The 12,449-nt window shown below is 40.5% G+C and carries 19 protein-coding genes and 1 pseudogene; 6 read left to right on the forward strand and 14 right to left on the reverse strand.

What is annotated here, in order from left to right:
- Window positions 1-88 precede the first annotated feature (88 nt).
- A complete protein-coding gene (locus B9G53_RS13315) occupies window positions 89-1,159 on the forward strand; it encodes an LOG family protein (protein ID WP_094533072.1) in 1,071 nt (356 codons plus the stop codon).
- Between the two features lie 497 nt (window positions 1,160-1,656).
- Here B9G53_RS13315 and B9G53_RS28045 read toward each other — a convergent pair whose 3' ends face one another.
- From B9G53_RS28045 to B9G53_RS29075, 6 genes and pseudogenes are all read right to left on the reverse strand, one after another.
- Window positions 1,657-1,887 (reverse strand): hypothetical protein, encoded by a 231-nt coding sequence (locus B9G53_RS28045; RefSeq protein ID WP_254923652.1) that lies wholly within the window; start codon window positions 1,885-1,887, stop codon window positions 1,657-1,659.
- A 102-nt stretch (window positions 1,888-1,989) separates the two neighbouring features.
- Window positions 1,990-3,258 (reverse strand): folylpolyglutamate synthase/dihydrofolate synthase family protein, encoded by a 1,269-nt coding sequence (locus B9G53_RS13325; RefSeq protein WP_094533074.1) that lies wholly within the window; start codon window positions 3,256-3,258, stop codon window positions 1,990-1,992.
- A complete protein-coding gene (locus tag B9G53_RS13330) occupies window positions 3,239-3,595 on the reverse strand; it encodes a nuclear transport factor 2 family protein (protein ID WP_094533076.1) in 357 nt (118 codons plus the stop codon). Before B9G53_RS13330 ends, B9G53_RS13325 begins: the two co-directional genes overlap by 20 nt.
- 325 nt (window positions 3,596-3,920) lie before the next feature.
- The gene (locus B9G53_RS13335) at window positions 3,921-4,406 is read right to left on the reverse strand and encodes a CGLD27 family protein (RefSeq protein ID WP_094533078.1); all 486 of its coding nucleotides are present in this window, start codon (window positions 4,404-4,406) and stop codon (window positions 3,921-3,923) included.
- A gap of 123 nt (window positions 4,407-4,529) precedes the next feature.
- Entirely contained in the window at window positions 4,530-5,144 is a 615-nt protein-coding gene (locus B9G53_RS13340; protein WP_094533080.1) for a LysE family translocator, read from the reverse strand.
- 24 nt (window positions 5,145-5,168) lie between these two features.
- Window positions 5,169-5,433 (reverse strand): annotated as a pseudogene (locus B9G53_RS29075) (PDDEXK nuclease domain-containing protein); the annotation flags it as partial.
- Between the two features lie 335 nt (window positions 5,434-5,768).
- On the opposite strand from B9G53_RS29075, the gene B9G53_RS13350 reads away from it, so the two are divergent.
- A complete protein-coding gene (locus B9G53_RS13350) occupies window positions 5,769-6,389 on the forward strand; it encodes a type I restriction endonuclease subunit R (protein ID WP_094533082.1) in 621 nt (206 codons plus the stop codon).
- A gap of 13 nt (window positions 6,390-6,402) precedes the next feature.
- On the opposite strand, the gene B9G53_RS13355 is transcribed toward B9G53_RS13350, so the two are convergent.
- Window positions 6,403-6,708: a DNA-binding protein gene (locus B9G53_RS13355; RefSeq protein WP_094533084.1), complete on the reverse strand. Its 306-nt coding sequence runs from the start codon at window positions 6,706-6,708 to the stop codon at window positions 6,403-6,405.
- On the reverse strand, window positions 6,695-7,039 hold the full coding sequence (locus B9G53_RS13360) for a type II toxin-antitoxin system RelE/ParE family toxin (RefSeq protein ID WP_094533086.1): 345 nt from the start codon (window positions 7,037-7,039) through the stop codon (window positions 6,695-6,697). Before B9G53_RS13360 ends, B9G53_RS13355 begins: the two co-directional genes overlap by 14 nt.
- Window positions 7,040-7,059: 20 nt before the next feature.
- Between B9G53_RS13360 and B9G53_RS28050 the strand changes: the two genes are divergently transcribed.
- Window positions 7,060-7,197, forward strand: a complete 138-nt coding sequence (locus B9G53_RS28050) for a hypothetical protein (protein ID WP_217901580.1) — start codon at window positions 7,060-7,062, stop codon at window positions 7,195-7,197.
- 138 nt (window positions 7,198-7,335) lie between these two features.
- On the opposite strand, the gene B9G53_RS28055 is transcribed toward B9G53_RS28050, so the two are convergent.
- The 4 genes from B9G53_RS28055 to B9G53_RS13380 form a co-directional block, all read right to left on the reverse strand.
- The gene (locus B9G53_RS28055; RefSeq protein ID WP_141211775.1) at window positions 7,336-7,689 is read right to left on the reverse strand and encodes a DUF6527 family protein; all 354 of its coding nucleotides are present in this window, start codon (window positions 7,687-7,689) and stop codon (window positions 7,336-7,338) included.
- Window positions 7,690-7,693: 4 nt separating this feature from the next.
- Window positions 7,694-9,082 (reverse strand): ThiF family adenylyltransferase, encoded by a 1,389-nt coding sequence (locus B9G53_RS13370; RefSeq protein WP_094533090.1) that lies wholly within the window; start codon window positions 9,080-9,082, stop codon window positions 7,694-7,696.
- Complete coding sequence (locus B9G53_RS28060; protein ID WP_217901581.1) at window positions 9,082-9,807, reverse strand: multiubiquitin domain-containing protein; 726 nt, start codon at window positions 9,805-9,807, stop codon at window positions 9,082-9,084. Before B9G53_RS28060 ends, B9G53_RS13370 begins: the two co-directional genes overlap by 1 nt.
- Window positions 9,808-9,890: 83 nt before the next feature.
- The gene (locus tag B9G53_RS13380; protein ID WP_094533092.1) at window positions 9,891-10,130 is read right to left on the reverse strand and encodes a DUF2188 domain-containing protein; all 240 of its coding nucleotides are present in this window, start codon (window positions 10,128-10,130) and stop codon (window positions 9,891-9,893) included.
- Window positions 10,131-10,279: 149 nt separating this feature from the next.
- On the opposite strand from B9G53_RS13380, the gene B9G53_RS13385 reads away from it, so the two are divergent.
- The 3 genes from B9G53_RS13385 (at window position 10,280) to B9G53_RS13395 (ending at window position 11,778) form a co-directional block, all read left to right on the forward strand.
- Entirely contained in the window at window positions 10,280-10,693 is a 414-nt protein-coding gene (locus B9G53_RS13385; protein ID WP_094533094.1) for a helix-turn-helix transcriptional regulator, read from the forward strand.
- Window positions 10,680-11,297: an ImmA/IrrE family metallo-endopeptidase gene (locus B9G53_RS13390; RefSeq protein ID WP_176453205.1), complete on the forward strand. Its 618-nt coding sequence runs from the start codon at window positions 10,680-10,682 to the stop codon at window positions 11,295-11,297. Before B9G53_RS13385 ends, B9G53_RS13390 begins: the two co-directional genes overlap by 14 nt.
- 199 nt (window positions 11,298-11,496) lie before the next feature.
- Entirely contained in the window at window positions 11,497-11,778 is a 282-nt protein-coding gene (locus tag B9G53_RS13395) for a hypothetical protein (protein ID WP_094533097.1), read from the forward strand.
- A 76-nt stretch (window positions 11,779-11,854) separates the two neighbouring features.
- Here the strand turns inward: B9G53_RS13395 and B9G53_RS13400 are convergent, their stop codons facing one another.
- A complete protein-coding gene (locus B9G53_RS13400) occupies window positions 11,855-12,211 on the reverse strand; it encodes a type II toxin-antitoxin system PemK/MazF family toxin (RefSeq protein WP_176453206.1) in 357 nt (118 codons plus the stop codon).
- On the reverse strand, window positions 12,169-12,387 hold the full coding sequence (locus B9G53_RS13405) for a hypothetical protein (protein ID WP_094533101.1): 219 nt from the start codon (window positions 12,385-12,387) through the stop codon (window positions 12,169-12,171). Before B9G53_RS13405 ends, B9G53_RS13400 begins: the two co-directional genes overlap by 43 nt.
- Window positions 12,388-12,449: the final 62 nt, after the last annotated feature.

Genomic DNA, 12,449 nt, shown 5'->3' on the forward strand with positions numbered 1-12,449 from the left:
AACCGATTTTTGATGGCGCGGCTTCGCCGTGCCATCAAAAATAGAGAGGGGGCGATTACATGCCAAGCGCGGCTTAATATTAATCTATATGGCTAAAATTCCTTCAAGTTCAGACATCGAAGCTCTTTCTCATGATTTACATAAGCTAGTTGATAGTCTTGAATCAACTGAGCATGGAGAGCTAATTTATAGGGCTTTAAAAGCGATCGCCCAACTGAGTCAGACCGATGCAGAGCGGTTAGACTGGAAAATTCTGACGGGTTCTTTGCAGGATATGCAAAAAGCGATCTCCATGTTTTATCCCCATCGCTTTAATCGAAAAGTGAGCATCTTTGGCTCAGCTCGTACTGACGTGAATGCACCTGAATATCGTCAGGCTTTTGAGTTTTCTGAGAAAATTACCAAGCAAGGATTTATGGTGATTACTGGTGCTGGGGGCGGCATCATGGCGGCTGGTAATGAAGGCGCAGGTAATAATTCTTTTGGCTTAAATATCACCCTCCCCTTTGAGCAATCAAGTAATGGATTTTTGTCTGAAGCTTCACGGCTAGTTAGGTTTCGCTATTTCTTTACGCGCAAACTTTATTTTATAAAAGAGAGTGATGCGATCGCTCTTTTCCCAGGGGGATTTGGCACACAAGATGAGTTTTTTGAATGTTTGACACTTTGCCAAACAGGGAGAACAACGCCGCGCCCGATTGTATTAATGGACAAAAAAGGTGGTGACTATTGGAATGATTGGGATGTATTTGTCCAGAATAATTTGCTTTCAAGGGGCTTGATTACGAAAGAAGATCGAAGTTTGTACAAAATCACTGACGATATTGATGAAGCTTGCCAATTTATTGCTTCGTTTTATAGTGTTTATCACTCTTGCCGATGGGTTGGAGATTTATTCGTAATTCGGTTGCATGTTGAAATTACTGATGAACATTTAGAGCGTCTAAATGATAATTTCAGCGATATTTTAATCAGGGGCAAGATCGAACGTAGCGCGGCTCTCCCCAAGGAGGCAAATGAGCCACATATTATTGATTTGCCGCGTTTAGCGATGCACTTCAATCAGCATGGGTTTGGACGTTTATATGAGTTAATCGCCGCAATCAATGACACTTGTGATAGTGGCAATCCGCTAATTTGTCATCCCGAACAACGTTAGGCTAAAAATGCTTTTATAGGAGAGTCCAATGTAAACGTTGTTCGGCAAAGCGATTCCAATGATCGATGGCGAAACGACGTAAGTACAAGCGCCAAAGCTGAGGCAAAGTTGGCATCTGTTCGTCCACCCAAGCTAACAACTAGCGCAAGGGGGATGGGTGACTCGAATAACTTGGAAATGTCGTTGGGCAGATTTCTTAAAGTGTAAATTAGACCATTGTTGGATTTGCACCTGCCCGATAGTCTCATCCTCTAGGGTAGAAGTTGATTGGGCTTCTCCCCAACTAGCAGCATTGGCAAGTTGGAATTTGTCACCATGTTTGCGGGGACGACCACAGCCACTATATGCCTCAGGTGATTTGTATAAGCATTGATTCGGACGTAGTCACAGTAGTAAGTCTGCTGGAATATCCTCGGTCAAATTCATAAAGGCGGCACTGTCATATTCACTGTCATAAGTGGCGATCGGTCTTACCGTTAAATCTCGACATACCTGTCTCAGTTGGAAAGCGCCTCTTTGGGTGCTGTCTCAAAGCTACTGATACGCTCGTGACACAATGGGATTGCCCAACTCCCTGACATTTCTGGTACCCATCCCAAGGTGCTGTAGTCATGCCCCAACACAATTGGTTTGTTACCTTCAACCAAATTCGGTTGATGTACAAAACTCCTATCTTTTAGGGTTTTGGCATGGGGTCTTCCCCATCCTGTATGGTCTCCTGCTAGCAATGGTCGGACTCGACAAGCTTCTCAAAGTTACGCTGAGTAATAACTAAATCTTCTACCGACTTTATCCCATCAAAAATCTGGTTCCTTTTTTACGGCGAAGCCCTAAGCTATTGCTAGTTGACTGAGAAATTCTCCTACTAGATATAAAGATCCACAAAGAATAATCACATCATTTTGCTGATCCTCAAAAGCTGATGCTAGTCCTAAATTTAAACTTTCATAAGGATGTGGCTTAACCGTGAGAAGAGAAGATGCAATTTGAGACAAATCCTGTGGTGAGGTAGTTGCCGTGTTAGGTACAGGTACAGGAAAAAGTAAATCATCGCGATCTAAAAGTGCCTTGAGAATACCGAACTGATCCTTCGTATTCAAAATCCCCATTACCCAACGTTTGCGCTGATTAGGGAAAGCCTCATCGACAAATTGACGTAGATATTCCGCCGCCGCTACATTGTGCGCTCCATCAATTAGGATTTTATAGGGCTTGCCATTTAAGTTAAATTCCACCCATTGTAAGCGTCCTGACCATTGAGTATTTGCCATCCCTGTACGCATTGCCGCATCACTAATTTGCCAACCCTGATCTCGTAATGAGTGGATCGTGGCGATCGCTACTGCCGAATTAATTAACTGATGATTTCCTAATAATGGCAAAGGATACTCAAAACCTTGATAGATAGCACCTGTAGTTGTTCTCATCGCTGCATTTACCAAGGTTTTAGGCACAGCATTTTCTGTTGCTTTTGCTTGCAAAACAGCGATCGCTTCAGGATGATTATCAGCAATAACGACAGGACATTTTGGTTTAATAATTCCTGCTTTTTCGGAAGCGATCTCTCCTAATGTATTTCCCAATTGCTGACAGTGATCTAGACCAATGGAAGTAATCACCGAAACTAAAGGGCGATCGCATACATTCGTTGCGTCTAATCTTCCCCCTAAACCCGTTTCTAGGATCGCAATATCAACTTTCTGTCTAGCAAAATACCACCACATCGCTGCCGTAATCACTTCAAATTGAGTGGGTGGAAATTCAGGAGCGATCGCCGCTTCTACTTGCTCCAAAGCCTCTAGCAAATCCTGATTACTAATCCATTCGCCATTAATCGTAATCCGTTCTCGCCAATCCAGTAAATGCGGTGAAGTATAACGCCCCACCCGATAACCCGCAGCCTGCAAAATTGACAGCAAAAAAGCACAAACAGAACCTTTTCCGTTTGTGCCTGCGACATGGATCACGGGAACTTGTTGATGGGGATTTCCTAAAGTATCGAGCAGTTGATAAATTCGGTCTAAACCGAGATGAATGCCAAACTTATCGAAACTGGCAAGATATTCTTCAGGAGATGGATTAATTAGCTTTGGAGACATGAACTTCTAAGGCGTAGATTTTGCCTTGGGCATCGACTTCGGCAATATGTCGTCCTTGCATCGCGAATAGTTCACCACTATCACGCTTACCTGCGATCGCCCAAATTGCTTCTAGTCCATTTTCCGTCTTTCTGGTCGTCCAAACACGTTGCATTCCTGAATAAGATTGAAAAAACTTACGGTACAGTTGGGCGATTTCATCTTTGCCAACTACTTTTCGCGCCCCAGATGGATGAACTTCAGCTTGCTCCGCAAACAACTCTACCAACTCATTAAATGCTTGTTCGTCGTCACTAGCGCGATCAGAAAGTTTAAAATATTGATCTAAAACTGTCATATTCCCTTACCTCAACTACTTTAAAGCTAAAAACTTCGTTTAACGAAACTAAGCATGCTTTATTAGAGTTTTGCTATACATTCTATTAGTTTGTAAACATATATTAAGCCTTTTACTAGCAAATTAACTTCCCCCTATAGGGCATAAAAAAGATGGAGAAAAGTGCATAGCACTTTTCTCCATCTTTTTAAAATGACTTTTATAGCTATAGCCACCTGTATCAGGACAAATCAAAACCCAAATAGTGTGAGGCGGCGCTTCGCGCCGCCTCACACTATTTGGGTTTTATGTCCTAACAAGAATAGCTATAGCTATAAAATGACATTTAGCCGAAAATATTTAGAGTGCCAAAGCCAAGGGCAAGAAAAACAATGATTCCCAAAAGTGTTTTTTGTAATCTCGTCATGACTGGCTTAATTTCATAAGCGACTAGCAATCGATCCTTGACTAGATCGGCTTCTGGCTTTTCCCATGTTTGCCCATCATACCAACCCGACTCTTCATAAAAAATCTTCGCGCTATCCAGTCTTTGCTTGACGTGACTCCATCCTGATAGCAATAACAGCACTGGTAAAATCAGCCCTACAGCACCGCCAATACTTGCCACACAGATAAATTGCCATAAATGTCGGCTGGGGGACTCAATGCTCATCGCCACTGGCGAAAAAATAACGGTAAATCCTAGCCACATGAACAACAACATTCGCAAATATTGCGATCGCGCTAGCTTTGCCCAACGATAAAAGAACGCTTCCTTAAGTTCAATATATTCATTGAGTGGTTGTTGGTCTTTGGGAACTGGACAGGTCATGGGTTATATGATGATGAGCAAATATTCTGTCAGTGTAACTCGTTTCAATAGGTTTAAGAACTAAAGGACGCGCAGTAAAATTTTTAGTGACGAGGAGAAGCCGCATCACTAAAAATTGGGAAACTATGCTTTAGCAATCACAAATATGCCGACAGCAATCATTACGCAACCAGCAACTAGGTTGATTCTGGTTTTGGTTTTAGAACTAGCAATCGCACTCACTTTATCTGCCATAAGTGCATACATAAGCTTCACACCACCTACAGCTAATGTGGCAACTAAGATAACGGCGATCGTATCTAAATGAGATATTTTCGAGATATCAAGGAAGGCTGGCAGAAAGCCAAGATAGAATAACGTCGCTTTTTGGTCACCTAAAGTAATGACCAACCCAGTTACAAAACTAGAAAACAATGAAGACTTTACAGGCTGATCAGCTTTAATTTCTTGTGCTTTTGACCTATATAGACTGATTCCTAGCCACACCAAATAAGCACCACCAAGATATTTGATCAAAACAAAGAGACTTCCCATAGTTTCAGAAAGAAACGATAAACCCCAAATGGCGATCAGGATGAAAATGATATCTCCTGTTACGATGCCGATGGTTGTGAAAACGCCGTGGATAAATCCATAGGTAGCCGCTCTTGTGGTTACAGTTAACACACTGAGACTAGGAATTGCTGCCAAGATAACCATGGCAGTAAAGAGGGAAATAATATTGCTAAGTGTCATCATGGGAAACTGCTTAGGGATTCATTAGTAAAGTTCCATTTTGCTTTTGTATACGTGGCGAAAGTTATCTAGTTTGAGGTCGATCGCCATAAGGCGTTTGAGTTTGAGGTTCTAGAATAGCAGGTCAATATAAAAGTCATCATTATCGATAATGGCATCTTCGAGAAGCGATCGCTTATATCTAAAAAGTCTAGGATGTAGGGATCTTTGAGCAGTAGATCGGGTGATATTTGCTGCTCTTGACGCAGTTGTTCTAAATGATGGCAATGGGGTTTTCGGGTTTACGCACAAGTTCAGCATTTCTAATAACAGCAACGGTGGCACGTTGTTTGGCTGCATCAATAAGCTGACTAATTTCGCTGAAGAGTTTTTGTGCTGTTTCTTGAATATCTGAATTAATCTGTGGTGAGTTGCGATCGGCTTCGTTCATAGTGCTTCTCTATTTTGAGAATAAGTATTAGGGTAGATAGATGGCGATCGCTAGGCGTTGCATTTCATCCTTGAATTGGCGAGGTATTTGCAAAACAACTATTTCAGCTATATGTTTCTCGACAGGTTATACCAATTTTATTCTACAATCTAAGCAAAGTTGATTTTGAGACTGAGTACTAACTCAAGGTATTCACTATGCAAACACTAGCTGTTACTGAGGCTGTGACAACAATCGTTGAAGCAGAACAAAAATTTGGCTTGAGTCGTAGTGAATTGAAGGATTTTTTTACAGAATGGTATGACGAGCTTCCTGAGATGAATTCTAGCGATCGCGCTAGTTTAGAAGTTCTATGGCGGCGTTATATTTATCATCGCTCTGGTGGACATTTGCTAAAAAGCACGGTGATGTTGTTGCTGGTTTCTCCATTACTAACGATTACTGGTTTATATGATCCTCCTTTCCTTCTCAAGGCAGAAGAGTCTGTGCTGATCAAGATATCGGATAGTGAAGAAACTCTACAGGGGCGAATTGATGTGTTGGTATTGCGCGATCGCCTGTGGATTATTGTTTTAGAATCAAAGAAAACAATGCTTTCGGTTTGGTCTGCTTTGCCACAAACTCTTGCTTATTTGATGGCTAGTCCAAATAGTGATCGCTCTACTTTTGCGATGTTGACTAATGGTGATGATATTGTGTTTGTGAAGCTAGAGGGTAAGCAATATGGAATGTCTCAGGTTTTGTCTCCTCTGGTTAATCAGGGTGAGTTAGAGGTTGCCTGGCGAGTTTTACGCAAGATTGCAGAAATAGAAGTTTGATGTTTGGATGTTACTAGGCAGGTTGTTTTTCTTGAACAGTTACCGAGAGTTTTAGCCCTAATTGGTTGAGTAATTTAGCAATGGTCATTAACTCACTGGGTTGTTGTTTTGGAAGTAGCTGAGGGTTGATATCTAAATTCAGATTATTGTTTTTTGAATTGTTAGTAATATCTTGTTGAGCTTCTGCAACATTTTTTAAAGCCAATAAAATATGTTCAAAGTCACCATCTTCTAGGACTGCATCTAAGTAAGCAGCAGCTTCTAATGGATCTTTTAAGGATTCAATTAGGTAAGAATGATAGCTTTTATAGGTTGGCATTTTCTCTCCTCTGAAAGTCTACCCAGTAATGCTTAGCTCTGATGATATCTTGATTTTGGGTGTTTTTGTCACCGCCACATAGCAAAAGAACTATGGTTTCTCCTGCTTGAGCAAAATATATTCGATAACCTTGTCCATAGTCAATCCTGAGTTCCATGACTCCTGAGCCAACAGGTTTGTAGTCTCCAAAGTTTCCATTTTCAACTCGATCAAGGCGTGCTTTAATTCTAGCTCTTGCTTGGCGATCGCGTAGTGACTCTAACCAAAGCTCAAAGGGACGCTCGTCGTCTTCGGTAGCGTAAAAGATCACCTCTTGTGGACGTGCTTCCATGAACCTGTATTGCTTATAAAATGAAACTTTTTAATTTTGTCATGGAACTAGAGACTTTTTGTGTTTTGTTAGGCGATCGCTGGGTTGCTCCTGCCGCGATCGCTAGTCGTTGGTACAATGCTTCTAGTATTTGCAAAACAACTGTTTCAGCCATATAGTTACTTTGTTAGTTCTGAGACTGACTATGCTAATTCTGCCATAAGGATTCTGAGTCTAGTCTTTTTATGAAAATTGTAGCTAAAGTGATCGCTAAATTTTTACATCTAGCGATCGCCTCTATAAAATAGTTATGTCCATCATCTAATCGATGATCTTGTACACCAGTATATTTTTCCGTCCCGTAGCCAAAAATGGCTTTCACAACCGACTTTTCGCCAAATTGACGGTTTAAGAGTTGCTTTGTTATGAACATCGGATGAAAGAGACCATTTTGGACGCTCATCAGGAGAAAGATTCATGTATAAAATAGCTTGGCAATTACAAGGACATAACATTGCTGCATACCAAAGGTAATCGCCTTCACCAACAACATATAGTCTAGAAGAGATTAGGGTTTCTGGTAAATCATCAACTTTATACACTTTAAAGAGAAGTTCTTTTCTCCATAAATGTTGTTTGATAAATTGCCAGAGATTTTGAAACCACTGCATCACTTTATCTCCTTTCGCTTAATGAAGGCATTCCTAGTAACGGATGAACATCACCTTTCCCAATGTAATTCTCTAAATATGAACTTGTAGAATTGTCTGAAGAATGTTCTAGAAAACTATCACTTAGACTTACTTGCCAAATAGAATATTCTGAATTTGGCTCATTGCGATATTGATGTAAGCGTCCTAACATCTCCATGACTGCAAGAGAAGCAAAAAACATATTGACACTGATGACAGCAGGTCTATCTTCGACTACACCTGAGATATAGCCGACTTTTAATCTTTCTTTGTAACTTTCAGGATCAACTCTTAGAAGATTGGCAGCTTCTAAATCTTTTTGGGTATATAGTCTTCTCTCTAGGAGTGATTGTGCTGGTTGCAGATAATGAACACCTCCACAAATTTGATCTATACCGCCCTTTCCATCAGCAACTAAGCGAATACCAACGTCAATATAGGGAATCGAGTAAAAAGTGGCAAGACGGTTGAGTAAATGTCTACCATCAACGCTGTCCATACATCCAAAAACAATGTCACAACTGGCTATTGCTTTGACAACTCTAGGATCAAAGAGATTCTGAGCATGAGTTTCAACTGATGTTCCTAAGCCAATATTTTTGATGGTGCGTTTCATCAACTCTACTTTAGGAATTTGTTGAAGTACATCTTCAATAGTTGAATTTAGAATCCGATTGAGATTTTTCTCTTCAATGCTATCGGGATCGACTAAAACTAATTCTCCAATCCCCAGCCGTGCTAATTGCTCAATTACTGGACTACCTGTACCAGAACATCCAACCACTCCAACTTTTAAAGTTTTTAAGAGATCAAATGTACCTTTCCCAAAAGCTTGCTCGGTACGCTTTGCAAATTCAGGCGTAAGACCGTTGTCTTGTGTAGCATGGTAGAAAGATAAATCATCTCCTACAACTTTGACGGTTTCCAAATTATCAAAGCTTCCGTCAGCATTAACTACTCGCCCTACAATTCGACCACTAGGCAACAGTATTGCGCTGATATGAGGATAACCGTCGTCTAACCATCCGTATATAGAAGGAAAAAGATTTCGATCTGAGTCATCATCAACTTCAGAGTGCCAAGGATAATGTTCAGGATGTCCATGAATTTTTACAACCCCCAAATTATGCTTAATTGCTTCTTCAAGCAGTGGAATCAAAATTTCTGTAGACCATGCAACCCTATCTGGTGCTCTTACTGAACAGTATTCATGGGGAATAGGGTGAATAGCGTGAGCAATAAGTCTATTTTCATGCTCACTCGTTAATCGCCCACATAAAGCGATCGCGACAGCTTCATTTCCATCATCTGGAAATAGGTGTTTTTGTAGGATTTTACGCTGTTTATCAGTCAATGTTAGTGTTGTTTTCATTAGGCTTTTCCCTTTAAAAATTCTCGTTCCAGCCAATGTTCAACCAAAGCCATATGTGTTCCGATATAGTCCACATCTGCTCTCCAAGGATTGGCAGGTGTTCGATGTCGTGACCACTGCTGCCATTTTTTACCATCAAAAGCTGCACTCGTACTCGTTGCTGGAATCGGCTTACCATCTGCACGAGTTATTACAGGATGAAAGAAAGCCATATCAATTTGTGCATCAGGATATCCTGCACTAATAAGAAGGTAAAGCGATACATCTTGCTGGTTGTAGCCATTTGGCAGAGGGTATTTGTGGATGACTATTCGTTGGACATTGTTTTCCATCACTGTCTCCCAAACTAAGCCCAAGGAATCAAGGTATTCTCGATCATTTTCTGGGAGATCAAAGTGATGACGGGCTGTGTAACCTTCTTGCTGATCAAGTGGCAATGTCATAAATCTTTCAATGCCAACAGTTGTAAAGTCTACTCGCTCATCAAGTTCAATTTTCTTGACTTGACCACCCTTGAACTTTTGACGAATGCTAAAACGTTCAGGTTGTTTTCCAGCTAATTCAAGAAGTTCACGTCCAGTTTTAGAAGGTTCAGTGACAACGTAAGTCTGTTTGTCAATGCGAATTCGATAGCCTTTGCAACGTGTGGGAGGGACTTTGCCTTCTTTAGCAAACTGCTCAAGATCGACAATTTCTTCGGAAAAATCATATTCAGTTTCTTGCATGGAAATTCTCCAGTTTTGTAATTGATAAATAGTTTGAGAGAACCTCACCTACTTACATCTGCTTGTAGGTGAGGTTAATGAATCTAGTGTTTGCGATCACGAGGAGGATTAGGGTCGTTAGCAGGAGAAACCGTATCGGAGTCCCGCCAACGTCCATCTTTTCCCTGAATTCTGACTTCTCCACCACCAAGGTTAGAGACAATCTCTTTAGCTCGGATTTCAGCTTGGCGCTGGGTATCACAAACCTCACTTGCTCGTTCAGCGTGTGATTTCTTTACAGCCCATCCGTCAGGGTGTTTGACAACATAGCGATCATTAGACATAGCCAAAAGCTCCTGTAAATAAGGATTATTCAGAAAAGTCAACACAAAAAATCCTTTTTGCGTATAACTTTATCCTTTTACAGGATAATTGATGGTTCAAGGGTTGTCAATGCCAACAGGAAAGATTATCCTATAGGAGGATAAAACCAATGTTTTTAAAATTTCACTATGTATTTGTAATGTCAATAATTGAGTATGTAGGAGATCGCATTCGGGCACTCCGTGCTAAGGAAAAACTATCTCAGGAAGCTCTAGCTCAAAAAGTTGGGACAACTGCAAACACAATTTCCCGATGGGAAACGGCTGTTTATCGTCCAACTCTTGATGATCTTGAAAAGCTTTCTAGATGCCTTGATGTATCTATCTTAGAATTCTTTCCACCTGAAGAGCGTTCTGGAGATGCTGAAATAACTGCTTTATTGAGAGCCGCTCAACAACTCCCCCCAGAAGATATAGAAGAACTCAAAAAATATGCTGAGTATAGAAAAGCTAGAAATCTTCAACAACAAGCAAGTAAAGTCAAAAGTAGCCGTAGAGGTAAAAAGCAGAATGAGTCGAACTGAGTATTACGAAGAGCTTAAAAGTTTGGCTCGTTCAATCCGCAGCGATTTTCACATTGCGACACCTCGTGTACTTAAGTCGGATCTTCGACGCATATACAAGCATTATAAAATTGATATTGATTTATGGCCTCGTCCAGGGAGTCATTCAAGCGTTAAATTAAAAAAGCTGAGAGGTGCATTTTTCTACAACGGATCTAGTGCATCAGTTATGCTTAATCGTGATTTACCTGATGAGCCTAGAATTTTTACAATGGGTCATGAACTCAAGCACTTTTTGAAAGATAAAGATTTAGGTTCATTATATTGTGGCAACCATAATCAAAACGAGCTTATTGAAATAGGTGCTGAAGTCTTCGCTGCTGAATTAATTTTCCCAGACAAGGACTTTAGAGAAAACTTCATGGATATATCTGTAAAATGTATATCTTGTCCTGCTGAAAAATTGGTTCATTTAAAACAAAAGACACTAACGACTCTTTCCTATGCTGCACTGGTAAAAAAAGCAGTTTTTTTTAAGTTTGCTAAGGATGACGATTTCAAAGATGTGAAATGGCGGCAGCTTGAAGACAAGCTTTACAATATCCCACGTTATAATCGCAACTAAATTAAAAGTGAAAAGCTAAGTTGAATATCTCTGTCGAACTCTTCCGTAACTTTGGTCGTTAAATACGAACTGAACTCCATAGACTCATGAATATGCAAAGTCATGTAGCCGCCATTTGTAGAGATTATTGGTGTGATCGCCTTTACTGCTAGGTTTTGCTAAACTAAAACTAACTTGAGTGTGAATCGAGAAAATTAGTATGAACACAATTAAAAGCGAGATAGTACAGCGCTTAGAAACTATCCCTGATAATAAGCTGCGAGAAGTTCTTAGCTTTTTAAACTATCTAGTGTGGCAAACTGAAAACTCACGCACTCAAGAAGATACAGACTGGCTAGAGAGCGACTTGTCAAGTTTAGATAACTATGAACCCTATGAATGGCAAGAAGGAGAACTACTAGAAGGTCTGCCCGTTAAATTTATCGCATCAGCCTCACACCTCAACAATATGAAGCGATCGCAGAATCACTTCAAAAAATAATAGACCCTGCTTAAAAATCTCATCGCCTTTTGTAGAGATTATTTGGTGCGATCGCCCCTTGAAATATCGTTTCTAGTTAAAGTTCTAAATACCTAACCAAAATCTGCTGTATCTCTTCCAATTGATTCGGATCTACTTGACCAAGACATTGAATCAATCTTCGTTTATCAAAAGTCATCGGATCGACACAGACCACAAAACAATTACTGCTAAGTCCATTTGTAATAGAAGGAACCAAAGGCACAATTACTGGAAGTAAGCGATCGCTAGGATTAGCAGAAGTTATCGGTAACACAGTTACCTTACTACGCTGATTAAAAGCAGTTCCAGAAATAATCACCGCAGGACGAGTTTTGCGAATTTCTGTACCAATCGAAGGATCGAAACTAACTAACCAGATACTTCCCAATCGATAACCGCCGCTTGCTGCCATGCTGCATCCTCATCATTTGTCAATTCATCCAACAACAAACAAGCCTCAACCATCGCCTGCTTTTCCTGCTGCTTCCGCCATGCTTGCAGTAACCCCTCAATGAGCCGACTACGATTTTCTACGCGATCGTCAACGTAATGGACTAACTCATCTGGAAGAGAAATAGATACTTTCATAACTATTTTGTACTACTCACAATACTACTGATGGTAGCACAAAACAAAAAACGATCGCCTTT

Source organism: Pseudanabaena sp. SR411 (assembly GCF_002251945.1).
Lineage (GTDB): Bacteria > Cyanobacteriota > Cyanobacteriia > Pseudanabaenales > Pseudanabaenaceae > Pseudanabaena.